Raw genomic sequence first — 26,916 nt, forward strand, 5'->3', positions numbered from 1 at the left:
TTCATTAACCAATGAATTCTAATCATAAGTCAGGGATTACCATGATAGAAAGGAGCCATCTGGCGATATTGCGCGAGGTACACCGGCTCGGCTCGCTGACGGCCGCCGCAGAGGCATTGTATTTAAGCCAGTCGGCGCTGAGCCACAGCATGAAAAAACTGGAGCAGCAGATAGGGACACCAGTCTGGAGCAAATCCGGCCGAAGCCTGCACTTTACCCAGGCGGGCTTTTATCTGCTGCGACTGGCGGAACGGGTCTTACCGCAATTTGAACACGCTGAAGTGCAGATGCAGCAGTTCGCTTCCGGCCAGCGGGGCACGCTGCGCATTGGGATGGAATGCCATCCCTGTTATCAGTGGCTGCTCAAAGTGGTCCATCCCTATCTGCAAGGCTGGCCAGATGTGGATGTCGACGTGAAACAGAAGTTCCAGTTTGGCGGGCTGGGCGCACTGTTCGGGTATGAAATCGATGTGCTGGTCACGCCCGATCCCTTACTCCGGCCCGGTATCCGTTACATTCCTGTGTTCGACTATGAGCAAGTGCTGGTGGTCAGCGCGCAGAGTCCGCTGGCTCACGAGGAATACATAGCGCCGGACATGCTGCTGGATAAAACCCTGATTACCTACCCGGTAGAGCAAAGTCGGCTGGATGTGTACAGCCAGTTTCTGACACCGGCCAAATGCAGCCCCCGTAAACATAAACTGATTGAAACAACGGATATTATGCTGCAGATGGTGGCGGCCGGACGCGGGGTGGCAGCGCTACCGAAATGGCTGGCTAAAGAGTATGAAGAGAAAATGCCGATCGTGGCTGTTCGACTGGGCGAAAGGGGAATTCACAAACACATTCACCTGGGAATCCGGGAAACGGATCTGGACATTGATTACCTGAGTGCGTTTATTCGCCTGGCAGACTCCCTGTCTGAGCACAAAGAGCCGACAGGTCTGTAACCTCAGAGCCTGGCCTTCATGATCAGCGCGTCTTCCCGGCCGTGCGCACTGACACTGCTGTCGGCCCGGTAATAGTCTTGCCGGCGACTGATCAGCTCGAAACCACCGGCCAGATACAACTGACTGGCCTTTGTATTGCTGGCCCGCACTTCCAGCCAGATGTCCTGCCCACCTTCCGATCGGGCGGCCGCCACAAACGCCGCCAGTAACTGACGGCCCAGCCCTTGTCCCTGCCAACCGGGATCAACCGCAAGATTAAACAGGCTTACTTCACCGGCCACGGACTGACCAAAACAGTAGCCCGCAACCTTGCCGTCTATCTGCATTACCAGATTCAGGGCAATACGGGAGGGCGTTTCTCTGATCTGGCTTTCTGTCCAGGGAAACGGGTGGGCACGTTGCTCAATCGCCCACACGGCATCAAGGTGGGCTGCTGTCATTGGCAGGAATTCAATCATTGAAGGCACAGATCTGCTGCCACAATGCTTTCTTGCTGGCGGGATTATGATGCATCTGCCGCAGTGATGCCGAGTGCAGAACCTGGCAATCGGACGGTTCAACACCCTGACAACCGGCAAACCAGCACCAGGTCAGATGATGCTCACCCAATTCAGACAAGGCGTGGGGCGGCAGCGTGAATGCCTGCTCCGGGCTCAGCTTCATACTGCGCAGAATATTGCCGAACAACCAGGCATCGTGTTCATCCATCTCATCGGCGGTCACCAACAGCAATTGACAGGATTCGGGTAAATCAATCACAGACTGAACCCAGTCAGGAAAGCACTCAGGCTTTCTGATTTGCCAGGTGGTCAGTCCCATTTCCTGCAATAGCTGTATGTCTCTTTGTTGCATGATGTGTTTACCGCTTTTGATGTTCTGTCAGGCCGGGAGCGCGGAAAAAGGAGCGCTGTATTCAACCAGGCCATGATGACCGCTCAGGGTGGATGGCAGTAATTCCTGAACCATGAAAGCCTCTTCCGGTACCGGCCAGGTACAGCGCAAACCATGCGCCGCCGCCGTCACATAACCGCCTTTACGGTAATAGCTGTGATCCCCCAGCACCACCACCACAGGGTAACCTAGCTCTGCCAGTATTTCTGCACTTTCGCGCATCAGTGTCTGGCCGATCCCCTGCCCGCGGTATTCGGCTTTTACCACCAGCGGTGCCAGCCCTTGCCAACCTAAATCCTGCCCGCTGACAGTGACCGGACTGAAAAAGATATGGCCAACCACTTCACCTTCATCATTGCATGCCACCAGCGATAACGTCATATGGCCATTTTCACGCAGGGTCATGACCAAATCCGCTTCCGCTTCAGTATCAAATGTGTGTCGCAGCAAGGCATCAATCGTCAGAATGTCCGCCGGCACTTCAGTTCGAATCAGCATAGTTATCCTCGAAAAGACAGTCGTCAGACTGTCATTGAATGTGGCGGGTATCCGCCACATTTAGCCGGCCCTATTTTGCGGCCAGGCCAGTGTGATAACAACCCCTTTCTCGCCAGACACAACGCACAGGCTGAAAAAGGATATCCGCACAGATTCATAGTAATGATACCTTCCCAACGGACACTAGGACCGTCCGCCTGAAATCAGGTCAGTCAATAGGTTGCTGATTCGTATTTGTGTTGCAGACATGCAGATGAAAAATCAATGTCATACCGAACCAACCGGACTTTTCTTCTTCTCGCCAATACAATTGCAAATATGAACCGCTGAAATAATCTGCTTTTAAAACATTATTTTAGATGCATACATCTCGTTTACTCCGGCTGGTTTTTTGTAACCGGTGTCAATAAATCCATTTTTTTACATTTCAAATCAAAATTTTCTCATGAAAATAGGATTTTTTGACAATCAGACATTTTCTGACGTTATATTACAGGTACGACTTAGCCAGAAAGGGACATCCGAGCGATGTCAGCAGTAACAGACAATTTCGCCATGCCGACTGAATTCATCAACAATTGGTTTTTTCAACTGACAGGCAATAGCCCATTCCTGTTCGCCATTCTGGACAAGCAACACCACTATGTCGCGGTCAATCAACATTACTGCCAGCTCAGCGGCCTCAGCCGGGAAGAACTGGTAGGACGCCGTGATCGCGAAATACTCGGTGAGACCTTTTACCACACCCTGCAGCCCTACTACGAACGCGCCCTGAGCGGCGAATACGTAGAAGGTGATGTGATTCTCGATGAACACAGGCATCACACCTGCCTGTATTTCAGTGTGTCGCCACTGCGCGATGAGAGCGGCGAAGTGACCGGCCTGGCTCTGCATGCGATGGATACTTCGGAACGCTTACACCTTGCCAATGCCGTGGCTGAACGTGAAGACCACTTTAACCAACTCAGTCAGCTGATGTCTGATGGCTGCCTGCTGATCGAAAGAAATCAAGTGCTGTCCGCCAACCCGATGGCCGCTGAGCTGCTGGGGTTTGCTTCACCGGATGACATAACTGGGGAAGATTTAGGGCAGCTATTAATCGACAGCAGAAACAACCGGCCTTTTGGTGATCAACTGGCCGGGCTGAGCAACGGCAAAGCCTACCATTGCCTGACCAGTCAAAGATGTCAGGTTGAAAATGTACTGACACTGACCCTGAAAGACACCCTGGTCGTTGGCTCGCCTGCCAGTCTGGTTGTCCTCAAGCAGCCACAGACACAACAAGTCCAACCCGAACAGGTGGAACAGCTGATTCATACCGACCCGCTGACAGGCTTGTATAACCGCCACGGATTCAGCCGTCGTCTGGAGCAGATGATCAACCGGCAGACCCCGTTAGTCATGCTGTATCTGGACATCGATAATTTCAAAAACATCAACGATTCCCTGGGGCATCACATTGGCGACCGGGTGCTGCAGGAAATTTCCCAGCGTCTGCGTCAGCTGTTGCCGGAGAACGCTGTGATCGGCCATCTGGGGGGCGATGAATTCGGCATTCTGCTGCCCGATCCCATCCATGCTGAAATTGGTGAGCAGGTCTCGAAAAAGATTATTGCCCTGGTGAACCAACCCTTCGACCTGATGCACTTCAGCAAGCATCTGGCCTGTTCAATCGGGATGGTGAACTACCCGGGCAATGGCAGTGATGCACGCTTGCTGCTGCAGCATGCCGATACTGCCATGTATGAAGCCAAAAATCGCGGGCGTAACCGTCTGGTCACCTTTGACGAGACCATGAACAAAGAAGCACGAATGCGGTTGTGGCTGGAAATTGAACTGCAGAAAGCCTTACAGAACAAAGGCCTGGAAGTCTGGTATCAGCCCAAAGTCAGTGCGAGGGATTTCTCCATTCATGGCGCCGAAGCCCTGGTACGCTGGAAACACCCGATTGAAGGTTACATCAGCCCGGCCCAGTTTATTCCGGTGGCTGAACGCTCAGGCCTGATTGAACAGCTTGGCCAGGTGGTGATGAAAGAAGTCTTCACCACAGTGAAATACTGGAAAAGGCAGGGGATCCTTCAGGGCCGGGTCGCGATCAACCTGTCACCCCAGCAATTTGGTAATCCCAACCTGATTCAGTATGTCTCAGACTTGCAGCGAACCACAGGCGTCAATCCGGATGACATCACTTTTGAACTGACTGAAAGCGCCATGCTGGGTGAAAACGAACACACCATCCAAATGCTGAACGCTATCAAGAAACTGGGGTTTGCCTTATCGATTGACGATTTTGGGACCGGCTACTCCTCTTTGTCCTATCTGGCCCGATTCCCGCTGGACGAGCTCAAAATCGACCGGGCCTTTATCAAAGATCTGGAAACTGTGCCTAAGCAGCTGACCCTGATCGAAAACATTATCAATCTGGGTAAGTCGCTGAATATGAGTGTCGTCGCTGAAGGTGTGGAAACGCGCCAGCAGGCCGCCCTGCTCTCCAATCTCAATTGCGATTTCATCCAGGGCTTTCACTTTTTCCGCCCGCTGCCGAAGAATGATCTGGAAACCATACTGATGAAAAACTTCCGCGGCAGATTTTAGGCCTGATGCACAGTCATCACGCCTGCTGTGCCACAATCTCTTCTGTCCTGCGCAGCAGGTAATCCTTAAACGCCTGACAACGAGCAGGCATTGGATGCCTGGGGCGAAAGTACAGATTGATATCAAACTGGCTGGCAACATAATCAGTCAGAAGCACAGTTAATGCGCCAGACGCCAGCGCATCCTTAATCACAGAATGCGGCAAATAGGCGACACCGGCGCCTCTGATTGCCATATCGCGCAGTATCTCACTGTTATCACATTCCAGCGCATCGCTGATCGCCACAGCGCGGTTCATGCCATTTAAACGGAAATACCAGCGATTACCGCCAACCAGTGAACTGGCATACAGGCAGCGGTGATCTCTTAAATCTTCCGGTTCCGTTGGCCTGCCGCACCGTGCCAGATAGCCTGGCGACGCGCAGGCGTATAACGGCTCACTGAGCAACAACCGGCGGATCAGCAAAGAGTCTTTCTCTTCCGTTTCCCGGTTGGTGGCTTTGGCCCGGATAATAAAATCCACATGTAACGGATCCGTTTCCCCGGCTTCAATAAACAAACGAAAGTTCACCTGCGGATGCATTTCCATGTATTCAGCTATGATTTCCCGCAGATAATAACTCGCGTACAGCGGGGTCGATGAGATACTGATAATCCCCCGCTGTTCATCTGCCATGCTGCCGACTTCAGCACAGATGGTATCAATTTCCGGCAACAGAGAAGAAAAACGGCGATACAGCATTTCTCCGGCATCGGTCGGGACGAGTTGGCGGGTACTGCGCTTGATCAGCTCAACGGCCATCAGCCCTTCCAGCTCCTTGACCCACCGGCTGGCCGCCGCAGCAGATATGCCCCACACTTCCGCGGCCTCGCGAAACGAGCCATGCTGAATCACCGAACAAAAAAACACGATTTTATCTAATTGTTGCTGGCGAGGATTAATCCCGACCAGTGACTGAGTCATAGCACATTCCTTATGGTTTGAACGCCCACCCGGCCATGTTTTTCAGGCAAGGGCCGAGAGTGATGAGCCTCAATAATGCCTGCGCAATCCTGGCTGCACTAACACCGGCATCTCGTCTTACAACTCGCTTCACAGTCTTCTGATCCACATCCGGCGATTTAAACGGTTTTGTGCCCAAACTGAGGAGAAAAATCTCTGCTGACATCAATGTCAGGCCCGGATCAATCACAGGCGTGAATGACATATGCGCCAGAATATCACGCTCAAGATCCACGCCTGGCGCAATTTCTTCCAGCACCAGACCTTGCGGCTCAAGCCGGAACACGGCGCGTTCCGTAATATAACGCACCGCTTGCCGGGTCTGGATGGCCCGTGAAGCCGAAAACGTAATTTGTTCCGCGGTCTCCACAAACTTACTCTGGCGGCCTTCTTTCAGAATATGCAGCTCTCCGTTCCTGACGGCGATCTCTAACCCAGCAGCGGTAAAAGTACCGCAGAAAAACAGAGACTTCGCATGCTGGCTGATGTTAATGAAACCACCACAGCCCGGTAATTTATCGCCAAAGCGGGACACATTGATATCGCCGCGGGCAGAGCACTGTGCCAGGCCGAGAAAGGCCTGATCGATCCCGCCGCCATCATAAAAATCGAACATCTGATCCTGAGTAATGATGGCTTGCGGATGTCTCGCTGGCGCCAAAATCCAGTCCGCTGGCCGGCAGGCCGCCGATAGCGCCGGGCTCGACTGTAAGGGTCATGGTATCCAGGATGCCCAGCTTGCCGGCCACAATGGCAATGTATTCCGGCACGCCAATCCCCAGATTCAACACAGCACCGGGCGTCAGCTCCTGCACGGCGCGGCGGGCAATCAGGGTTTTGGCGTCCAGTTGCTCAGGCAGACTATCCCTGTGGTTTGCCTGCTGTTCGCCTGAACCTGCCCGTCCGACAAAATCGGGATTGAAACGAGTGGCAAAGGTCTGCATGTGCTCTGCTTCATCGTTGCAAAGCACAATCGCGTCGACAAAAATGCCCGGAATTTTGATGCTATGGGGATCGAGTGTACCGGCCGGCACCAGCCGTTTGACCTGCACGACCACTTTGCCGCCCTGATTACGGGCTGCCTGTGCTGCGGCCAGGTTTTCCACCACCAGACACTCATCTTCCATCGTGATATTGCCGTTTTCATCTGCCGTTGTGCCGCGCAAAATCGCCATATTCACCGGCAGGCGCTGGTAGAACAGGTATTCTTCGCCATTGAGCTCCAGCACAGACACCAGATCGTCGCGGGTTATGGCATTTATTTTGCCGCCTTCAAGCCGGGGATCGACAAACGTCCCTAACCCTGTGGTTGTTATCGTTCCCGGTTTACCGGCCGCCGTATCGCGCAAGAGGTGTGAAATCACCCCCTGGGGCAGGTTGTACGCCTCAATCTCATTGCTCAGGGCCAGCTTTTGCAGGTCGGGCACCAACCCCCAGTGGCCGCCAATCACTCGCTTCACCATACCCGGTCTGGCCAGATGATTCGCCGCCCGTCCTTGTCCGTCTCCCTGGCCGGCCGCAAAGATCAATGTCAGATCACGGGGTGAGGTTTCACTGTCGTAGCGTTCACCCAAGGCCCTGATGATCGACTCGGGTACCACGGAACCGATAAATCCCCCCAGCATGACGGACTGCCCGTCGGTGATCCATGCCGCGGCTTCTTCAGCCGTAAGTTGGGTAACTGCCATGCGCAACTTCCTTTTACCGTGCAATTGCCTGAAGTGTATGAATCCCATCCCCTTGCTTTAATAGCTACAGATGAAATTGTGTTTTTCGAAACTGACCACAACCAGCCGCAAGCACGTGGTAAGATATTGAAATAATTAAAAAATATAATCATCAATTAAAACAGGGGCTGCGATTTACACCTGGTATAGCATGATGCCGCTCGCACTTTACCGCTGAAGTTAAAAATTGGACCGACCAGTGATGTTTTCAATCACGACTGAGCAGTCTAGGATGTTAACGACCTGTTACAACGATAACCATGAAACGGAGAGAGAATATGGATGTTGCCGTGATACTGCTCACGCTTGTGGGTTTGATGTACTTTGCCTACCGAGGCGTTTCAGTGCTGATCCTCGCCCCCATTTTAGCCATGGCTGCTGCACTGCTGACCAGCGATTTCCCTTTTTTGTATGCACTGTCTAATGTCTTCATGCCCGCCGCTGCCAATTACATCAAACTGTACTTCCCCATCTTCATCGCCGGGGCAATCTTTGGCAAACTGATGGGCGCATCGGGTGCCGCCCGTGCTTTATCACGTTTTATCATTCTGCATCTAGGTACCAAACACGCGATCTTGTCTGTCGTGCTGGCGACCGCGTTGCTGACGTACGGCGGCGTATCACTCTTTGTGGTGGTCTTTGCCATGTATCCGATTGGTGCAGCCACATTTCGCGCGGCCGGCATCCCTAAGCGCCTGCTGCCTGCGGCGATCACTCTGGGCGCTTTCACCTTTACCATGACGGCGTTGCCGGGCACGCCGCAGTACCTGAACACCATGCCAACCATACCGTTCGGCACCACGATTTACGCGGCACCGGCCTTGGGCTTGCTGGCCGGGACTATGATGCTGGTACTGGGAGTATTGTGGATCAAATACCGCGCCCAGAAAGCCATTGCGGCGGGTGAGAACTATGGCGACCATGAGGAAAGTGATAAAGAACTGGATGACAGCGCAGCAACACCGAGCGTCTTGATGGCACTTGTTCCGATTCTGATGGTATTTGTCATCAATTTTGTGCTGACCAATATTTACTTCAAATCACCTGCTGTGATTGCCGAGTATGAGACGCTGGATACGCGGATCAACGGCACCTGGCCTGTGATTATCGCGCTGGCCGTCGCCATTATCTTCATGCTGGTGAGCTATCGCCGCTATCTGTTTGATACCAATAAGCACGTCTTCGACGGTTCAGTGGGCTCTCTGCTGCCCATTTTCAACACCGCCTCTGAGGTCGGTTATGGGGCCGTGATTACCGCGCTGTCTGCTTTTGTGATTATCAAGGCCGGTATAGCCGCCATTGATATCCCGGATCTCTTCAAAGTGGCACTCACCTCGACCAGTCTTGCCGGGATTATTGGTTCGTCATCAGGCGGAACCGGTATGGTACTGGCCCTGCTGGGCAATGATTTTCTCAATACCGGCATTAACCCTGAAGTACTGCATCGCGTGATCTTGCTGGCCGCAGGCGGGCTGGATACGCTGCCGCACTGTGGCGCTGTGATTACCTTGCTGGCGGTTTGCCGCCTGACTCACAGACAGAGCTATGGGGATATTGCCGTGGTGACGATGGCGATTCCGCTGATGGCGGCCTTTACTGTCATCGTGGTACATCTCAGTACCGGCCTGGTCTGACCGTCCCGGATCAACAACGCCCCGAATGATACGGGGCGTTGTTATTCGTCGGTATTCTGGATGATTTGACGCTGTTATTCGCTGTAGCAAGGCTGAATATAGATGGCATCTGACGGAAAACGGCCATCCAGACTGGGATGCTGGCGGTGTAATCGACACAAATCCTGAAAAATACTGATTGCTGTGACTGTAAAGGGTTCGGCCTGCCAGCGATCATCCTGCTTAACCTCAATCATCACTTTGTCACCCTGGCTGACATGCTCAGGCAAGCGAATATCGTAGGTATGGCTGAATGCCAGCAACCAGTAGTTATCGACAGTCACCAGACGGCCTTCGCCCGGCGTGGAGACCGAATAGACGAAGTCCAGTTGCTGTGCTTTGGCTGCGCTGACCGCCACCATTGTCATGAACGTCAAAGCGACACCAAACCTGAACATAACCGCCACCTGCAAGCACACTTTCTAACACTATAGTGATTGCAGCTGGTCAGTATTTTCTTAACTCAGCGACAGAGCGGCTTAAAGTTCATCGCCTATGTCGCCGCTGGTATCGGCTTCACCCTGCAAACTCGCCAGTAAACGATTGAGCTCCAGAGTCGCAAACCTGTGCTCAACAAACTCGTAGACATTGCCGGCTAAAGCCAGTTTATACAGCTGAACCGCTTCGGCATACTGGTTGTTATGCTGATAACGCTTGGCCATATAGAAGTAGCTCTCGGTCAAACGCTCCGCCATCTGTTCATTGGTTTCACTGTCTTTCACGATGCCATCGAGCAGCTGTTGTTCCGATTCGCTACCAAGCAGCATACCGGCAATGTTCCAGCCCCAGTCTTCGCGTTCTGCCCGGTCAAACCGGTTCTGCAGATTCTGTTTGGCTTTGTCCGGCTCAGATTCCAGCTCAACCATATACAGCCAGATAGCACGGTAAGGATCATTGGGATCCTGCTGATAATGCGCCAGTAAATCTTGTTTGGCCAAGTCAAACCGACCGCCATAATACAGCGCGATACCGCGGTTTCGCTGTGCAAACGGATGGCTGATATCCAGTTCCAGTGCAGAGTCAAACGCCTCGTAGGCCGCGTCAAAATGCGCACTCTGAGTAAAATACACCCCAAGAATATTAAAAATATCAGGCTGTGCGGGATACAGAGACAGCGACTGGTTAAAGTCCAGTCTGGCCAGATCACGCAGGCCAATCCCATCATGAAGCAGCCCGCGCTCATAATAGATCTGCGAACGGGTTTCATCGTTCAGATCACTGCGTCCCAGCAGCTGATCAATACGTGCTAACTGGATTTGTTGCTGTATGGTTGGCTGCAGCGGGACCGCAATCAGCGGTTGCTCCCAGCTGGAATAGGTACTTGTTGAGCACCCTGCCAACATAACGGCCATCGCAATGGCTACGTACTTACACCTCTTTGCAAACAATGCCATTCTCCCCTGCCCGTGCGAACCCGTTGCCGCTCATCAACACGTGATGAGCCAAAGGTAGCGATTCGGTTTTGATAGTTCATTGGTATAAAAAAGGGGCTATCACAGCCCCACTTTTATTACTTCATGAAGACAGGCTTATCCAGATGGATTAAGCATCTTCACCAGCGGCTGGTGCCTGCTCAGGTTGTGCTTCCTTCATGCTCAGACGGATGCGGCCCTGACGGTCGATTTCCAGTACTTTGACCTGGACTTCCTGGCCCATTTGCAGGTAATCAGACACTTTCTCGACACGCTCCTGAGCGATTTGAGAAATATGTACCAGACCTTCTTTTGTACCGATAACAGAAACAAAAGCACCAAAATCAACAATTCGCACTACTTTACCAGTATAGATGCGGCCAACTTCAACGTCTGCGGTGATTTCTTCGATACGGCGGATCGCTTCTTTCGCAGCAGTCCCTTCGGTAGCTGCAATTTTCACTGTACCGTCGTCTTCGATCTCAATCGTTGTACCGGTTTCTTCTGTCAGCTGACGAATTACCGCACCACCTTTACCGATCACATCTTTGATCTTCTCTGGGTTGATCTTCATGGTGTGGATACGAGGTGCAAACTGAGAAATGTCATCGCGAGCAGTGCTGATAGCCTGATCCATCACACCCAGGATGTGAATACGGGCGCCTTTCGCCTGGTTCAGAGCAATCTGCATGATCTCTTTGGTAATACCTTCGATCTTGATATCCATCTGCAGGGCAGTAATACCGTCGTTCGTACCGGCCACTTTGAAGTCCATGTCACCCAGGTGATCTTCATCGCCCAGAATGTCAGACAGAACCACGAAGTCGTCGCCTTCTTTCACCAGACCCATAGCGATACCCGCTACAGAGGCTTTAATTGGCACACCGGCGTCCATCAGAGCCAGAGAGGTACCACAGACAGAAGCCATTGAAGACGAACCGTTTGATTCAGTGATCTCAGACACTACACGTACCGTGTACGGGAACTCGTCAACTGATGGCATTACCGCTTTGATACCACGCTTCGCCAGTTTACCGTGGCCGATTTCACGACGCTTAGGCGAACCCACAAAGCCAGTTTCACCTACACAGTATGGAGGGAAGTTGTAGTGCAGCAGGAAGTGTTCTTTACGCTCACCGGTCAGCTCGTCCAGGATCTGCGCGTCACGCTGGGTCCCCAGAGTGGCAGAAACCAGCGCCTGCGTTTCACCACGGGTAAACAGTGATGAACCGTGCGTACGTGGCAGTACACCAGTACGAACGTCCAGCGCACGAACCATGTCTTTTTCACGGCCATCAATACGCGGGTTACCGGCAATGATGCGGCTGCGAACTACGTTCTTCTCCAGAGAGCCCAGCATGTCGCGGATTTCGCGCTCATCCAGTGCGGCATCTTCCGCCAGCAGTTCAGCAACCACGTCAGCTTTGATAGCGCCGACTTTCTCGTAACGTGCCATCTTCTCAGTGATTTGGTAAGCATCTGTCAGACGACCTTCTGCTTTTTCAGCCACGCGTGCTTTCAGCTCGGTGTTAACGGCCGGAGCTACCCAATCCCACGCTGGGGTTGCCACTTCTGCGGCGAATTCTTTGATGGCATTGATCACAGTTTGTTGTTGGTCATGACCAAAAACAACCGCTTGCAGCATTTGCTCTTCAGTCAGACGGTCTGCTTCTGATTCAACCATCAGAACGGCGTTGTCTGTACCGGCAACAACCAGATCCAAACGGCTCTCAGCCAGTTCTTTGTTGCTTGGGTTCAGCACAAGCTGGTCATTGATGTAACCCACACGGGCTGCACCGATTGGACCGTTGAAAGGAATACCTGAGATAGCCAGAGCGGCCGAGGTACCAATCATGGTCACGATATCTGGGTTAACGTCCGGGTTCACAGAAACCACAGTCGCAATCACCTGTACTTCGTTTTTGAACGCATCAGGGAACAGCGGACGGATTGGACGGTCTACCAGACGGGCCGTCAGGGTTTCATTTTCAGAAGGACGGCCTTCACGTTTGAAGAAACCACCCGGGATTTTACCGGCAGCGTAAGTACGCTCCTGGTAGTTCACAGTCAGAGGGAAAAAGTCCTGGCCTTCTACCGCTTCTTTTTTGCCCACAACAGAAACGAAAACGGAAGTGTCATCCATACTAGCCATTACAGCGGCAGTCGCCTGACGCGCCATCACACCGGTTTCCAGTGTTACGGTATGGTTGCCGTACTGGAAGGTTTTAACGATAGGATTCACGTGAATTTCCTTAAAATATTGATCTGCTTTTCTATTTGCGTCTGTAAGTATATCCGACACAGCAAAAAGCGTCATGTGAAGTGGGGTACTTTAAAGCACATTTCACGCATCGCGACTAATGGCAAAAGCCGGTTTGGGCAGCCTCTGTCAATAGCCGCGACCTCTAGGTCGACGAAAACGACTCGTGAACGCTATTCAGTACCGTTTTAAAACAACTTTCCTGTCAGAGATTGGCATCTCCGACCGGTAGATGCAAAAAAGAAAGGAGCCAATCGGCTCCTTTCTTCCAGCAATCTTAGCGACGCAGACCCAGACGCTCGATCAGAGACTGGTAACGACCCAGATCTTTGCCTTTCAGGTAGTCCAGCAGCTTACGACGACGAGAAACCATGCGCAGCAGACCACGACGGCTGTGGTGATCGCCTTTGTGCTCTGCAAAGTGACCTTGCAGGTGGTTGATCTGTGCAGTCAGCAGTGCAACCTGAACTTCAGGTGAACCCGTGTCGTTTGCGCCTTGCGCGTATTCAGCAACGATAGTTGCTTTAGTTTCTGCATTCAGAGACATAACTCATTCCTAATACAAAATAGTAAAATTTGTGCCAGCCAATCTCTGATTCAGCCGACACCCGAGCCGCGAATTATACGCACCTGTCCGAAAGGCCGCAAGCGGAATCTAATTCACCGGACAGGCCGCTGAGCGGCTTATTTCTCTTGGTCAGCCTGGTCCCGATTGGCCAGCACACGCTTAGGTGCCACCATGTTTTCGGCATTGATTTCACCCACACCGATGAAATCACGCTGCTCACCGGCCGTCAGCCGCACCAGGGTCCCGGCATCAGGCACACGACCGGCCTGAACGGGCTGACCGTTGAGCACATAACTGGCGACACCCGGCAATAAATTCACTTCCGGTAAATCCTGTACCGCGGAGTCGGTTGGCAACAGCAGCGGGTCCAGCAACTCTTTCGGCTGAATATCCTGCGCTTTGGCCTGCTCCAGCAGCGCTTCGAGCTGCTCAAGCGTGACCATTTTGTCTAACGGGTACTTAGAGACACCGATACGGCGCAGATAAGTCACATGTGCGCCGCAGCCCAGCATCTCGCCCAGATCATCCACAATCGTGCGGATATAAGTGCCTTTGGAGCAATGGACTTCCATCTCAACTTCGTTGTCGCTAAAGCGCAGCAGTGAGATTTCATACACTGTGATATCGCGGGCCTCACGGGGGACTTCTTTGCCTTCACGGGCATATTCGTACAACGGGCGTCCCTGATATTTCAGCGCCGAGAACATAGACGGAATTTGCTTGGTTGTCCCGCGGAACTTGGCAATACAGCGCTCCAGCAGACCCCGGTCGACCTTCACGTCACGGGTTTCGACCACTTCGCCATCCGAATCCGAGGTATTGGTACGCTCGCCCAGCTTGGCGATGACCCGATAACGCTTATCGGAATCCAGCAGGAACTGGGAAAACTTGGTCGCTTCTCCCAGGCAGATTGGCAGCATACCCGTCGCAAGCGGATCCAAAGCGCCGGTGTGGCCTGCTTTTTCCGCAAAAAAGATACGTTTTACTTTTTGCAGGGCATCATTGGAAGTGATGCCGCCCGGCTTATCCAGCAGCAGAACCCCGTCTACCGGACGCCCTTTACGACGACGTGCCATCAGTTATCCTCACCTTCGTCCTTCGGTTCGTCAACGCGGCGTGCTTCGTCATCACGAACAACCTTGCTGACCAGGTTGGAGATACGCATGCCTTCGGTCAGTGACTGGTCAAAAATAAAGTTCAACTCAGGTGTCACTCGCAGACGGATTTGCTTACCCAGCAGCGAACGGATGTAAGGTGCCATTTCGCGCAACGCTTCCAGGCTGTCTTCCGGTGTTTGTTCACCGATCGTCAGGAAGGTGACATACACTTTGGCATATCCCATATCACGGGAGACTTCCACACTGGAAATTGTCGCCATGCCAATACGGGGATCTTTAATTTCGCGTTGCAGAATCACTGCCAGCTCTTTTTGCAGCTGCTGAGCAACACGTTGTGTACGGCTGAATTCTTTAGCCATTTGATTCTCTCTCTAAAAGTCGGCCGCCTACCTCGACACAAAGGGGAGCCGAAGCTCCCCAGTGTTCATTCCAGGTCAGCGAGCAACCTGATTAATCCAGCGTACGCTGAATTTCAACGATTTCGAAAACTTCAATCTGGTCGCCAACGCGAACATCATTGTAGTTCTTCACGCCGATACCACATTCGTAACCGTTCTTCACTTCTTGTACGTCATCTTTAAAGCGACGCAGTGATTCCAGTTCACCTTCGTAAATAACAATGTTATCACGCAGGACACGAATTGGGTTGTTACGCTTGATGGTACCTTCGGTAACCATACAACCGGCAATCGCACCCAGTTTCGGTGATTTGAACACATCACGCACTTCAGCCAGACCGATGATTTCCTGCTTGAACTCAGGAGACAGCATGCCGCCCATCGCTGCTTTCACTTCATCAATCAGCTGATAGATGATGGAATAGTAGCGCAGATCCAGGTTCTCAGCTTCGATGGTCTTACGCGCAGACGCATCCGCACGGACGTTGAAGCCCAGCAGAATCGCGTTAGACGCGGCAGCCAGTACGGCGTCAGTTTCAGTGATACCACCTACGCCGGAACCGACGATGTTCACTTTCACTTCTTCCGTTGACAGCTTACGCAGTGAATCGGCAATCGCTTCCACAGAACCCTGTACATCGGCTTTCAGTACAACATTCAGTTCAGCCACTTCACCTGCAGTCATGTTAGAGAACATGTTCTCCAGCTTGGCTTTCTGCTGGCGGGCCAGTTTCACATCGCGGAACTTACCTTGACGGTAGAGTGCCACTTCGCGCGCTTTACGCTCATCACGGACAACCGTCGCTTCGTCACCCGAAGACGGGACACCAGACAGACCCAGAATCTCAACCGGGATAGACGGACCCGCTTCTTCAATGTCACGACCCAGCTCATCACGCATCGCACGGACGCGACCATATTCCAGGCCACACAGAACGATGTCGCCTTTGCGCAGCGTACCTTCCTGAACCAGTACAGTCGCAACCGGACCACGGCCTTTATCCAGGCGCGATTCAACCACCACACCTTTCGCCATGCCTTCAGAAACGGCTTTCAGTTCCAGCACTTCCGCTTGCAGCAGAATCGCTTCCAGCAGACCATCGATGTTCGTACCCTGTTTGGCAGAGATATGAACAAACATGTTCTCGCCGCCCCATTCTTCCGGCATCACGTCGTACTGGGCCAGCTCGTTCTTCACGTTGTCTGGGTTAGCATCTTCTTTATCGATCTTGTTCACCGCAACGATCAGCGGTACACCTGCCGCTTTCGCGTGCTGGATCGCTTCAATCGTCTGTGGCATCACGCCATCGTCTGCGGCAACCACCAGGACAACGATATCCGTCGCCTGTGCACCACGGGCACGCATTGCGGTAAACGCGGCGTGTCCAGGGGTATCCAGGAAGGTGATCATCCCGTTATCGGTTTCAACGTGGTATGCACCAATGTGCTGGGTAATACCACCGGCTTCGCCTGCCGCAACGTGCGCTTTACGGATGTAATCCAGCGTAGATGTTTTACCGTGGTCAACGTGACCCATGATAGTCACAACCGGAGCACGAGGGACAACAGCCAGATTCTCGTCGCGATCAGACAGTACGGCTTCTTCCAGCTCGTTCTCTTTACGCAGGATAACCTTGTGGCCCATTTCTTCAGCAACCAGCTGAGCGGTTTCCTGATCAATCACCTGGTTGATCGTGGCCATCGCGCCAAGTTTCATCATCACTTTGATAACTTCAGCCGCTTTCACCGCCATCTTGTTGGCCAGTTCAGCAACGACAATGGTTTCACCGATGACAACATCAGCTTTCGCTACAGTGGCTGTTTTATCGAAACCATGGCGCATTGACGTCGGCTTGCTCATCTGCTGCTTGCCACGACCACGCTGGTTACGGCCGCCACGTTGAGGCATCGCACGCTCACGCGGCTCATCACCCTTAGGACCGCTGGCGGCTTTTTTCTTCTTAGCACGGCGGCGAGATTCTTCCTCGCGGCGGTCTTGTTCATCTTCCGCCGCACGGGCATAGGTAGAGGTAGTCGTGTGGTAGTCTGATTGTTCCATAGCACCTGTTTCCTGGTCCTTTTTCGACCAGTTCTTTTCATTGATTTCTGCCATTTTGCGTGCCTCTTCTAGCTGACGCTGACTTTCTTCCTCGGCTTTACGCTTGGCTTCCTCTTCCCGGCGGCGTTGCAGTTCTTCAGCTTCTTTTTTAGCCTGTTGCTCAGCAGCGCGTTTCGCTTTCTCTTCTGCCTGACGTGGATTGGCATCCACTGCATCACGATTAGCTTGCTTCTCTGACTGCTGGGCTTTCTCTTCTGCTAAGCGTTTTGCTTCCGCTTCACGCTTCGCTTTTTCTTCAGCTTCACGTTTAGCCCGCTCTTCAGCTTCGCGTTTCGCTGCTTCTTCGGCAGCACGCTTGGCTTCTTCTTCAGCCTTACGTGCTTCTTCAGCACGCTGCTCTTCTTCAAGGGCTGAACGCTTGACATAGGTGCGCTTTTTACGCACCTCTACTTGAATGTTTTTACTCTTTCCGCCTGTACCCGATACACTCAGTGTGCTGCGGGTCTTGCGTTGCAGAGTCAGGCGTGTCGGTGCCTCGTCAGTGTTACCACCGTGTTCTTTCTTCAGGTGGCTCAACAGAGACTCTTTTTCCTGTTGGTTGACACTGTCTTCAGCTTTTTTGCTGATACCAGCATCGGCAAACTGTTGAAGCAAACGATCAATCGGGGTACCGATTTCTTCGGCAAGTGCCTTAATTGAAACCTCTGACATGCTGCTCCTCCCTTGCTAATTAATTATGCTTCGTCGCTGAACCAGCAGATATTACGGGCAGCCATGATCAATTCACCCGCGCTGGTTTCATTCAGGCCTTCGATGTCCAGTAGGTCATCAGTACCTTGGTCAGCCAGATCTTCCAGCGTACAGATACCTTTAGCGGCCAGTTTGAATGCCAGTTCGCGTTCCATACCATCCAGGCTCAGCAGGTCTTCGGCAGGTTCAACCCCATCCAAAGACTCTTCCTGCGCAAGGGCAATAGTGGTCAGTGCTTCTTTCGCACGGTTACGCAATTCGTTAACCGTCTCTTCGTCCAGGCCGTCAATTGACATTAATTCCTGAACAGGTACATAGGCTACTTCTTCCAGGCTGGTAAAGCCTTCTTCAACCAGGACAATCGAGAATTCTTCATCGATTTCCAGGTACTTAACAAACAGATCAATCGACGCCTGCGCTTCGGCCTGGTGCTTTTTCTGCAGATCTTCCACAGTCATCACATTCAGTTCCCAGCCGGTCAGGACAGATGCCAGTCGAACGTTTTGACCGCTACGACCAATGGCCTGCGCCAGATTGTCTTTTTCCACCGCGATATCCATGGTGTGGTTGTCTTCATCAACGATGATAGAGCTCACCTCAGCCGGTGCCATGGCATTGATAACGTACTGAGCGGCGTTTTCGTCCCACAGTACGATATCGATACGTTCACCACCGAGTTCACCGGATACCGCCTGAACACGCGCACCACGCATACCAACACAAGCGCCGACAGGATCGATACGTTTGTCATTGGTTTTTACTGCAATCTTGGCACGAGAGCCAGGATCACGGGCAGCGCCCATCAGTTCAATCATCTCTTCACCGATTTCCGGGACTTCGATGCGGAACAATTCAGACAGCATTTCAGGCTTGGAACGAGTCATGAACAACTGGAAACCACGCGCTTCAGGGCGCACAGCATACAGCAGACCACGTACGCGGTCACCTGGACGGAAGTTTTCACGTGGCAGTTGGTCTTCACGCAGAATCACAGCTTCAGCGTTGTTACCCAGATCAACAATAATGGCATCGCGGTTAACTTTCTTAACCACACCCGTGATCAGCTCACCTTCATTATCGATAAACTGTTCAACGATCTGTGCACGTTCAGCTTCACGCACTTTCTGTACGATTACCTGCTTTGCTGTTTGCGTCGTGATGCGGTCAAAGGTCACAGAATCGATCTGCTCTTCAACATAATCACCCAGCTCTACAGTTTCATCGTCATACTGCGCGGCTTCCAGAGTAATTTCCAGAGTTGGCGCCGTTACTTCGTCCACGGCTTTCCAGCGACGGTAAGTATCGAAGTCGCCCGTTTTACGATCAATCGCAACACGCACGTCAATTTCAGCTTCGTACTTTTTCTTTGTTGCTGTTGCCAGTGCAATCTCCAATGCTTCGAAGATACGCTCACGCGGAACAGCTTTCTCGTTGGATACCGCTTCAACGACAGCCAAGATTTCTTTGTTCATTTCTAATGCCCCAATTTAGCGGTTAGAATTTTGGAACCAGGTTGGCTTTGGCAATATTGCTAAGCGCAAAGGTTTCTTCATCGCCTTTCACGTTCAACGTGACCAGCTCGCCGTCAACGGCAACAATGTCACCTTTCCACTTACGACGATTATTCATCGCCATTTTCAGGACCAGGCTGACCTCGTGGCCAATAAACTGCTCATAATGTGCCGCTCTGAACAGCGGACGATCCAGACCTGGGAAGAAACCTCCAGGTTATAAGCAACAGTAATCGGATCTTCAACATCCATCACTGCACTGATCTGACGGCTCACATCGGCACAATCATCGACTGTGATACCGTTCTCGTGGTCAATGAACACACGCAATGTGGAATGTTCACCCGCACGAATAAACTCCAGACCCACCAGTTCATAGCCCAAGGCAGTAACTGGCGCTTCCAGTAGTTCAGTTAGTTGCATCTCTAAAGCGGTCAAGACAACCCCCTGGAAACAAAAAAGGGCATTAAAGCCCAGTAGATACCTGAATGGTCATGTTTCAGATAATAAAAAACCCCGAATTACGGGGTTTATTATCTCTGGACCCTGATAGCTAAAACCTCTTAAAGGTTATAGCAGAAAAACGAAAATCGATTCTGTTCCGGGAATCGTCGTTTTTCAAAACTCGGTTATGGAGCCGATTTCATCTGGGCGGCAATCCATCGATGGCCTGAGAAAATAACTCAAACCTTCGTCCAAGTTGGTTGCGGGGGCCGGATTTGAACCGACGACCTTCGGGTTATGAGCCCGACGAGCTACCAAGCTGCTCCACCCCGCGTCCGTAATTCTGAGAGCGATTATATCCCTCAGAGGTTACTCTTTCAAGTAACGGGAAACAATGGTGCCGAGAAGGGGACTTGAACCCCTACACCTTACGGCACTAGCACCTCATGCTAGCGTGTCTACCAATTTCACCATCTCGGCAAATCTGTTAATTACTGAGGAATATCGCTATTTACAGGCGCTTTCTCAGTTGTATCAACAGCTTGTTCTTGTTGTGCTGGGGCACTTAAGTTTTCCCAGCCACTTGTTGCATCCGCTTGTTTTGAGCTTAAATTGCCCAGAACCAAGCTGATCACAAAAAATACAGTTGCAAAAATTGCAGTCATTCGGGTTAAAAAATTACCAGAGCCGCTGGCACCGAACAAAGTTCCTGATGCACCAGCCCCGAATGAGGCTCCCATATCTGCGCCTTTACCCTGTTGAACCAGAACCAGGCCAATTACACCAAGCGCAGCCAACAGATAAATCACAAGTAGAATTTCGTACATGGGTTCCACCTATGTTCCATAGTGTTGTGCCGGCTTTGCAACAGCAGTGCCAGCGCACCCCTTTGTCAGGAGCGAGGGAATACTAGCGAATGCCGACAGGAGTGACAAGCGATTTTTCTCAGATTGTAGTGATTGATGAATCGCTTGTGTAATAAATAAACAGTTTACTCAGAAGGATTCCGGTTACAGACCTGTAATCCGGAATCCCTTTCAAGGCAAACTGTTAACAGCACTCTTTCACAGCAGCAGCAATCGACATGGCCGAATCGCTCACCAGAGCACCGTCTTCACCTTCAACCATGACACGAATGAGCGGTTCAGTGCCAGACTTACGCAATAATACGCGACCCCGCTCACCGAGTTTAGCTTCTGCGGCTGCTTTTGCGGCCAGTACCGCCTCAGATTCCAATGGATTGGAATCGCCAGCGAAACGTACATTTTCCAGCACTTGCGGGAACATTGTCAGCCCCTCGCACAGCGACTTGAGTGACAGCTTGCTGCTGACAATCGAAGCCATCACCTGCAGACCTGCCACGATGCCGTCGCCTGTGGTTACCTTGTCCAGCACGATGACATGGCCAGAGTTTTCCGCGCCTATGGTCCACTGGTTTTTCACCAGCTCTTCCATCACATAGCGATCGCCGACCTGAGCGCGAACAAACGGGATCCCCAGGTTTTTCAGCGCCAGCTCCATCCCCAGGTTGGTCATTAATGTCCCCACGACGCCCCCTTTCAGCTCACCACGGCGCAACGCATCACGGGCAATGATATAGGCAATCTGATCACCGTCGACCTTGTTACCGTCTTCATCAACCATGATCACCCGGTCACCATCACCGTCCAGGGCAATACCGAAATGCGCTTTTTCCTGCAGGACTTTCGCTTGTAATGCGCGGACATCCGTCGCCCCGACCTCGGCGTTGATATTGATACCATTTGGCTCGCAGCCCAGCGTGATCACTTCCGCACCCAGCTCGCGGAACACGTTCGGTGCAATGTGATAAGTGGCACCGTGGGCGCAGTCGACCACAACCTTGTAGCCTTCCAGGCTCAAATGAGATGGAAACGTGCCCTTACAAAATTCGATATAACGGCCGGCCGCATCGTTAATCCGATAAGCTTTGCCGAGACTGGCCGATTCAACACAGACCAGTTCTTTATCCATTTCTGCTTCAATGGCCGCTTCTACTGCGTCAGGCAGTTTGGTCCCCTCAGACGAGAAGAACTTGATACCGTTGTCATAATAGGGGTTATGAGAGGCCGAAATCACAATGCCAGCTTCGGCACGAAATGTCCGCGTCAGATACGCTACGGCAGGTGTCGGCATTGGCCCGGTAAATGCGGCCTGCAAACCTGCGGCGGCCAATCCGGCTTCCAGAGCCGATTCCAGCATATAACCGGAGATGCGGGTATCTTTGCCGATAATAACTTTTTTGGTGCCCTGCTGTGACAAGACACGGCCCGCCGCCCAGCCCAGTTTCAAGACAAATTCAGGGGTGATGGGTGACTGGCCAACACGGCCACGGACACCATCGGTGCCGAAATATTTACGTTCAGCCATTAATCTTCGCTCCTAGCGCTTTATTGTCCTGTTCAAGCGTCATACGGCAGACAGCCAGGACATCCTGTGTTTCACGGGTATCATGGACACGGATAATCTGGGCGCCCTTCATTGCTGCAATTGCAGCGCAGGCCAGGCTGCCTGCCAGCGCTTCCGCAGGTGTTTTATTCAGTAATTTACAAATCATGGATTTTCTGGACATTCCGACCAGCAGTGGTAAACCAAACTGATGGAACTGCTCCAAATGTGCCAGCAACTGATAATTGTGCTCCAGGGTTTTACCAAAACCGTACCCCGGATCCAGCAACAGTTGATCACGACGAATACCGGCTTTTTCACAGGCTTGAATGCGCTCCGTAAGAAACGTATTCACATCTGACAGCAGGTCATCATAATGCGGCTGATGCTGCATTGTACGCGGTTGCCCCTGCATATGCATTAAACAAATTGGGACGCCGGCAGCTGCAGCGGCTTCCATCGCGCCCGGCTCAAGCAGTGCGCGAATATCATTAATTAAATCGGCCCCGGCGTTGACGGTTTCAGTCATCACTTGCGCCTTGCTGGTATCCACAGAGATCCAGCAATCAAAACGTTGGGCGATTGCTTCCACAACAGGCACAACACGATCGAGCTCTTCCGCGACTGACACATCCGCCGCTCCGGGTCGTGTCGATTCACCGCCAATATCAATGATACTGGTTCCGACGGCCAGCATGGTTTCAACATGTCTTAAGGCGTCGTCCAGCTGATTGAATTGACCACCATCAGAAAATGAATCCGGGGTGAAATTGAGGATTCCCATGGTATGAGGGTAAGAAAGGTCTAACGTTTTTTCTTTGCTTTTCAGTAACAAGGCCCATTACTCCTGACTGGGGGAGCGCTCATACTATCCCGAGGCTCGCTTGTTTCTTTACAACTGAGAATATCTGACACCACAGAAACAAAAAACCCCGAGTCGCCCCGGGGTTTTATATTCACCGCCAGGCATCAGGCCTGCGGTTTATCGTTTTCTTCGCTGTGGTGTGACTGAACCTGCTCAGGCTTTTCAGCCGGCTTGTCGTGTGTCGCATCACTGGCTTTGTCTTGTGACTCAGGCGCTTCTGCTTTCAGGGTGTCGTCTTTGTCACCCCAGCCTTTCGGTGCGCGAATCTCGGATTTACGCTCCATCAGGTCGTCAAGCTGACCCGCATCGATGGTTTCATACTTCATCAACGCATCTTTCATTGAATGAAGAATATCCATATTGCTTGCCAGAATTTCACGCGCACGCTCATAGTTACGGTCGATAATGGCACGGACTTCAGTATCAATAGTACGAGCAGTGTCATCAGACATGTGTTTTGTCTTCGTCACTGAACGGCCCAGGAATACTTCACCTTCGTCTTCTGCGTACAACAGAGGACCCAGTTTATCCGAGAAGCCCCACTGAGTGACCATTTTACGGGCAATATCAGTGGCACGCTCAATATCGTTTGACGCACCGGTAGAGACTTTTTCTACCCCGTAGATCAGCTCTTCTGCCAGTCGGCCACCGTACAAGCTGGAAATCATCGACTCCAGATACTCTTTGGAGTGGCTGACGCGATCCTGCTCCGGCAGGTACATGGTCACACCCAGTGCACGACCCCGAGGGATAATGGACACTTTATAAACCGGGTCATGATCCGGTACCAGTCGGCCGATAATGGCGTGGCCCGCTTCGTGATAAGCAGTCGATTCTTTCTGCTCTTCAGACATCACCATCGATTTACGCTCAGCGCCCATCATGATTTTGTCTTTCGCCAGTTCGAATTCCACCATAGACACAGTACGCTTGTTGCCACGGGCTGCAAACAGCGCCGCTTCATTCACCAGGTTGGCCAGATCGGCACCAGAGAAGCCTGGCGTACCACGGGCAATCAGTGATGGTTCGACATCCCCATCCAGCGGTACTTTACGCATGTGTACTTTCAGAATTTGTTCACGGCCACGCACATCGGGCAGACCGACAACGACCTGACGGTCAAAACGACCTGGACGCAACAGAGCCGGGTCCAGAACATCTGGTCGGTTGGTCGCTGCAATCACGATAATACCTTCGTGACCTTCGAAACCATCCATTTCCACCAGCATCTGGTTCAGTGTCTGCTCACGTTCATCGTGACCACCACCGACGCCCGCACCACGCTGACGACCTACTGCATCAATTTCATCGATGAAAATAATACAAGGCGCCGCTTTCTTAGCCTGTTCAAACATGTCACGGACACGGGATGCACCCACACCGACAAACATTTCGACGAAGTCAGAACCAGAGATAGTAAAGAATGGGACTTTCGCTTCACCGGCGATGGCTTTAGCCAGTAAGGTTTTACCCGTACCAGGAGGACCGACCATCAGCACACCGGTTGGGATTTTACCCCCAGTTTCTGGAAGCGGCTGGGATCACGCAGGTAATCCACCAGCTCTTTCACGTCTTCTTTGGCTTCATCGCAGCCGGCAACGTCGTTGAACGTTGTTTTAATCTGGTCTTCACTCATCATGCGCGCTTTAGACTTGCCGAACGACATGGCACCTTTGCCACCGCCGCCCTGCATCTGGCGCATAAAGAAGATCCACACCCCAATCAGTAACAGCATCGGGAACCAGGATATGAAGATAGAAGCCAGTAAGCTCGGCTCTTCAGGAGGTGTCCCAACCACTTTTACGTTGGCATTAATCAGATCGTCCAGCAATTTCTGGTCATTCAGGACAGGCAAGTAAGTCACATAACGGGTGTTATCACGCTTAAATACCGTGATTTCACGATCACTGAACCGTACTTCCCTAATCTGATCCTGACCGATTTCCCGGACAAAAGTCGTATAGTCGACTTGACGGCCAGCACTATCTCCCGGACCGAAGCTCTGAAAAACAGACATCAGCACCACGGCGATGACTAACCACAAAATCAAGTTTTTTGCCATGTCACTCAAGGTGTTAACCTCGCGATAACTTTAAAGATGAATGTAGGGTACTACAGTTTATAACCTGTAGCCACAATATAGACTTCACGGGAGCGATCCCTGGATGAGTCTGGTTTACGGATTTTAACTGCCTTGAACATGCTGCGCACTTCGGCCAGATACTGATCGAAGCCTTCGCCCTGGAAAACTTTTACCGCAAAACTTCCATTGGGCGCAAGCACCTGCCTGCACATATCTAATGCTAGTTCAACAAGATACATTGCTCTAGGCTGATCTGACGCCAGATTACCACTCATGTTCGGCGCCATGTCAGACAAAACAACATCAACCATATCTGGCTGAATTCGCTCAAGTAATGCATCCAGCACAGCTTCTTCACGGAAGTCGCCCTGTAAAAAGCTCACACCAGGCAGAGAATCCATTGGCAGAATATCACAGGCAATTACTTGCCCTGAATCGCCAACAACACTGGCCGCATACTGAGACCACCCCCGGGTGCAGCACCCAGATCGACAACTGTCATCCCTGGTTTTAACAATTTATCTTTGCTCTGGATTTCCTCCAGTTTGAAAATGGCTCGGGAACGGTAACCCTTTTTCTGGGCTTCCATGACATACTTATCATCAAAATGTTCCTTCAGCCAGCGTCCGGAACTGGCAGAATGTTTCTTTTTACTCATGCATTACCCAATGCGAATCAACCCAACAGCCGATGGTTCCTGTTCTGGTTCAGCAGTACTACTTTTACTGTGGCCCAGAGTTGGCAGGAACACCAGCGTAACGAAACAACGTTAGTCATATTGACTAGATGGCGTTAGAATACCCTGTTTTCAACCCTTGTTATAGATATTGAGTCACCATGAATCTAAGCACCAAACAGAAGCAATACCTGAAAGGCCTTGCTCACAGCCTCAAGCCTGTCGTCCTGATGGGCGCTAACGGCCTGACTGAAGCCGTGCTGTCAGAAATCGAACTGGCCCTGAACCACCATGAACTGATCAAGGTGAAGGTTGCCGCGGAAGAACGCGAAACCAAGCTGTTGATTGTCGATGCCATCGTTCGTGAAACTCAGGCAGAAAAGGTACAGGTTATCGGTAATATCCTGGTGCTGTACCGTCAGTCGGAAGACCGGAAAATCGAGCTTCCCCGCAAATAAAAAAGGCCGCCAACGCGGCCTTTTTTACTTTTCAAGGCCCGGTTGCTGTTACATTTATTAACAATAAAGCACCCGGCCCTGACCTTTAAACGTACTCAACCTTCTCGATCTCAAACTCTTTTCGGCCACCAGGGGTGGCAATACTGACTTCATCACCTTCCTGTTTGCCAATCAAACCCCGTGCAATGGGCGAATTAACCGAAATCAGACCTTTCTTAATGTCAGCTTCATCATCCCCTACGATGCAGTAAGTCACTTCACCGTCAGTATTCACATCCAGCAAAGTCACTGTGGAGCCAAAAATCACTTTTCCGTGATTCGTCATCTTGGTGACATCAATGACCTGAGCCACAGACAACTTATACTCGATATCGCGAATCTGTGCTTCACAGATCCCCTGCTCCTCTCGGGCCGCGTGATACTCCGCATTCTCTTTCAGGTCACCCAGCTCACGAGCTTCAGCAATGGCCTCTGTAATCTGTGGACGACGTTTCATCAAGGCGTCCAGCTCTTGACGCAGCTGCTGTTCGCCGCGGACTGTCATTGGGATCTTTTCCATAAAGTAATCTAC

The 26,916-nt window shown here is 51.8% G+C and carries 20 protein-coding genes, 2 tRNA genes and 4 pseudogenes; 4 read left to right on the forward strand and 22 right to left on the reverse strand.

The features are described from left to right. Positions 1-41 precede the first annotated feature (41 nt). Positions 42-950 carry a LysR family transcriptional regulator gene (locus P4S53_RS21135; protein WP_337114246.1) on the forward strand — a complete coding sequence of 303 codons (909 nt, stop codon included), beginning with the start codon at positions 42-44 and terminating at the stop codon, positions 948-950. 2 nt (positions 951-952) lie between these two features. Here the strand turns inward: P4S53_RS21135 and rimI are convergent, their stop codons facing one another. The 3 genes from rimI to P4S53_RS21150 are packed head-to-tail and all read right to left on the reverse strand — an operon-like array spanning position 953 to position 2,339. Continuing rightward, positions 953-1,408, reverse strand: a complete 456-nt coding sequence (gene rimI, locus P4S53_RS21140; RefSeq protein ID WP_337114551.1) for a ribosomal protein S18-alanine N-acetyltransferase — start codon at positions 1,406-1,408, stop codon at positions 953-955. Continuing rightward, positions 1,401-1,802, reverse strand: a complete 402-nt coding sequence (locus P4S53_RS21145) for a DNA polymerase III subunit psi (RefSeq protein ID WP_337114247.1) — start codon at positions 1,800-1,802, stop codon at positions 1,401-1,403. The genes rimI and P4S53_RS21145 overlap by 8 nt, the downstream gene beginning before the upstream one ends. A 27-nt stretch (positions 1,803-1,829) precedes the next feature. Beyond that, complete coding sequence (locus P4S53_RS21150; RefSeq protein WP_337114248.1) at positions 1,830-2,339, reverse strand: GNAT family N-acetyltransferase; 510 nt, start codon at positions 2,337-2,339, stop codon at positions 1,830-1,832. 555 nt (positions 2,340-2,894) lie between these two features. On the opposite strand from P4S53_RS21150, the gene P4S53_RS21155 reads away from it, so the two are divergent. Continuing rightward, the gene (locus tag P4S53_RS21155) at positions 2,895-4,934 is read left to right on the forward strand and encodes a putative bifunctional diguanylate cyclase/phosphodiesterase (protein ID WP_337114552.1); all 2,040 of its coding nucleotides are present in this window, start codon (positions 2,895-2,897) and stop codon (positions 4,932-4,934) included. Positions 4,935-4,950: 16 nt separating this feature from the next. Here P4S53_RS21155 and P4S53_RS21160 read toward each other — a convergent pair whose 3' ends face one another. Next, positions 4,951-5,898 (reverse strand): LysR family transcriptional regulator, encoded by a 948-nt coding sequence (locus P4S53_RS21160; protein WP_337114249.1) that lies wholly within the window; start codon positions 5,896-5,898, stop codon positions 4,951-4,953. Between the two features lie 187 nt (positions 5,899-6,085). After that, positions 6,086-7,625: pseudogene (locus P4S53_RS21165) on the reverse strand (acyl CoA:acetate/3-ketoacid CoA transferase); the annotation flags it as partial. Positions 7,626-7,942: 317 nt separating this feature from the next. On the opposite strand from P4S53_RS21165, the gene P4S53_RS21170 reads away from it, so the two are divergent. After that, positions 7,943-9,298, forward strand: a complete 1,356-nt coding sequence (locus P4S53_RS21170) for a GntP family permease (protein ID WP_337114250.1) — start codon at positions 7,943-7,945, stop codon at positions 9,296-9,298. 74 nt (positions 9,299-9,372) lie between these two features. On the opposite strand, the gene P4S53_RS21175 is transcribed toward P4S53_RS21170, so the two are convergent. The 16 genes and pseudogenes from P4S53_RS21175 to rlmE all read right to left on the reverse strand — a co-directional run bounded on the left by P4S53_RS21175 (position 9,373) and on the right by rlmE (position 25,869). Beyond that, entirely contained in the window at positions 9,373-9,735 is a 363-nt protein-coding gene (locus P4S53_RS21175; protein ID WP_337114251.1) for a hypothetical protein, read from the reverse strand. A gap of 81 nt (positions 9,736-9,816) precedes the next feature. After that, complete coding sequence (gene nlpI, locus P4S53_RS21180; protein ID WP_337114252.1) at positions 9,817-10,731, reverse strand: lipoprotein NlpI; 915 nt, start codon at positions 10,729-10,731, stop codon at positions 9,817-9,819. A gap of 148 nt (positions 10,732-10,879) precedes the next feature. Then, positions 10,880-12,991 (reverse strand): polyribonucleotide nucleotidyltransferase, encoded by a 2,112-nt coding sequence (gene pnp, locus P4S53_RS21185; protein ID WP_027253064.1) that lies wholly within the window; start codon positions 12,989-12,991, stop codon positions 10,880-10,882. A gap of 295 nt (positions 12,992-13,286) precedes the next feature. After that, entirely contained in the window at positions 13,287-13,556 is a 270-nt protein-coding gene (gene rpsO / locus P4S53_RS21190; protein WP_027253065.1) for a 30S ribosomal protein S15, read from the reverse strand. 137 nt (positions 13,557-13,693) lie between these two features. Further along, a complete protein-coding gene (gene truB / locus P4S53_RS21195; protein ID WP_337114253.1) occupies positions 13,694-14,653 on the reverse strand; it encodes a tRNA pseudouridine(55) synthase TruB in 960 nt (319 codons plus the stop codon). Beyond that, positions 14,653-15,054, reverse strand: coding sequence for a 30S ribosome-binding factor RbfA (gene rbfA / locus P4S53_RS21200; protein ID WP_027253067.1), 402 nt, complete (start codon positions 15,052-15,054; stop codon positions 14,653-14,655). The genes truB and rbfA overlap by 1 nt, the downstream gene beginning before the upstream one ends. Positions 15,055-15,145: 91 nt before the next feature. Next, complete coding sequence (infB, locus tag P4S53_RS21205; RefSeq protein WP_337114254.1) at positions 15,146-17,863, reverse strand: translation initiation factor IF-2; 2,718 nt, start codon at positions 17,861-17,863, stop codon at positions 15,146-15,148. A gap of 23 nt (positions 17,864-17,886) precedes the next feature. Further along, the gene (gene nusA, locus P4S53_RS21210; protein WP_337114255.1) at positions 17,887-19,374 is read right to left on the reverse strand and encodes a transcription termination factor NusA; all 1,488 of its coding nucleotides are present in this window, start codon (positions 19,372-19,374) and stop codon (positions 17,887-17,889) included. A gap of 22 nt (positions 19,375-19,396) precedes the next feature. Then, positions 19,397-19,851, reverse strand: a pseudogene (gene rimP / locus P4S53_RS21215) (ribosome maturation factor RimP). Positions 19,852-20,114: 263 nt separating this feature from the next. Further along, positions 20,115-20,191, reverse strand: a tRNA-Met gene (locus P4S53_RS21220). Between the two features lie 61 nt (positions 20,192-20,252). After that, positions 20,253-20,337: transfer RNA gene (locus P4S53_RS21225), tRNA-Leu, on the reverse strand. 11 nt (positions 20,338-20,348) lie between these two features. Then, a complete protein-coding gene (secG, locus tag P4S53_RS21230; RefSeq protein ID WP_337114256.1) occupies positions 20,349-20,684 on the reverse strand; it encodes a preprotein translocase subunit SecG in 336 nt (111 codons plus the stop codon). 223 nt (positions 20,685-20,907) lie between these two features. Then, on the reverse strand, positions 20,908-22,245 hold the full coding sequence (glmM, locus tag P4S53_RS21235) for a phosphoglucosamine mutase (protein WP_337114257.1): 1,338 nt from the start codon (positions 22,243-22,245) through the stop codon (positions 20,908-20,910). Beyond that, entirely contained in the window at positions 22,238-23,098 is an 861-nt protein-coding gene (gene folP, locus P4S53_RS21240) for a dihydropteroate synthase (protein ID WP_337114258.1), read from the reverse strand. Before folP ends, glmM begins: the two co-directional genes overlap by 8 nt. A gap of 134 nt (positions 23,099-23,232) precedes the next feature. Then, positions 23,233-25,190 (reverse strand): annotated as a pseudogene (gene ftsH, locus P4S53_RS21245) (ATP-dependent zinc metalloprotease FtsH). Positions 25,191-25,240: 50 nt separating this feature from the next. Next, a pseudogene (rlmE, locus tag P4S53_RS21250) lies at positions 25,241-25,869 on the reverse strand (23S rRNA (uridine(2552)-2'-O)-methyltransferase RlmE). Between the two features lie 179 nt (positions 25,870-26,048). On the opposite strand from rlmE, the gene yhbY reads away from it, so the two are divergent. After that, complete coding sequence (gene yhbY / locus P4S53_RS21255; RefSeq protein ID WP_027253076.1) at positions 26,049-26,345, forward strand: ribosome assembly RNA-binding protein YhbY; 297 nt, start codon at positions 26,049-26,051, stop codon at positions 26,343-26,345. An 85-nt stretch (positions 26,346-26,430) separates the two neighbouring features. Here the strand turns inward: yhbY and greA are convergent, their stop codons facing one another. Continuing rightward, positions 26,431-26,904 (reverse strand): transcription elongation factor GreA, encoded by a 474-nt coding sequence (gene greA, locus P4S53_RS21260; RefSeq protein WP_192015579.1) that lies wholly within the window; start codon positions 26,902-26,904, stop codon positions 26,431-26,433. Positions 26,905-26,916: the final 12 nt, after the last annotated feature.

The organism is Photobacterium sp. Hal280, assembly GCF_037162255.1.
Classification (GTDB): domain Bacteria; phylum Pseudomonadota; class Gammaproteobacteria; order Enterobacterales; family Vibrionaceae; genus Photobacterium.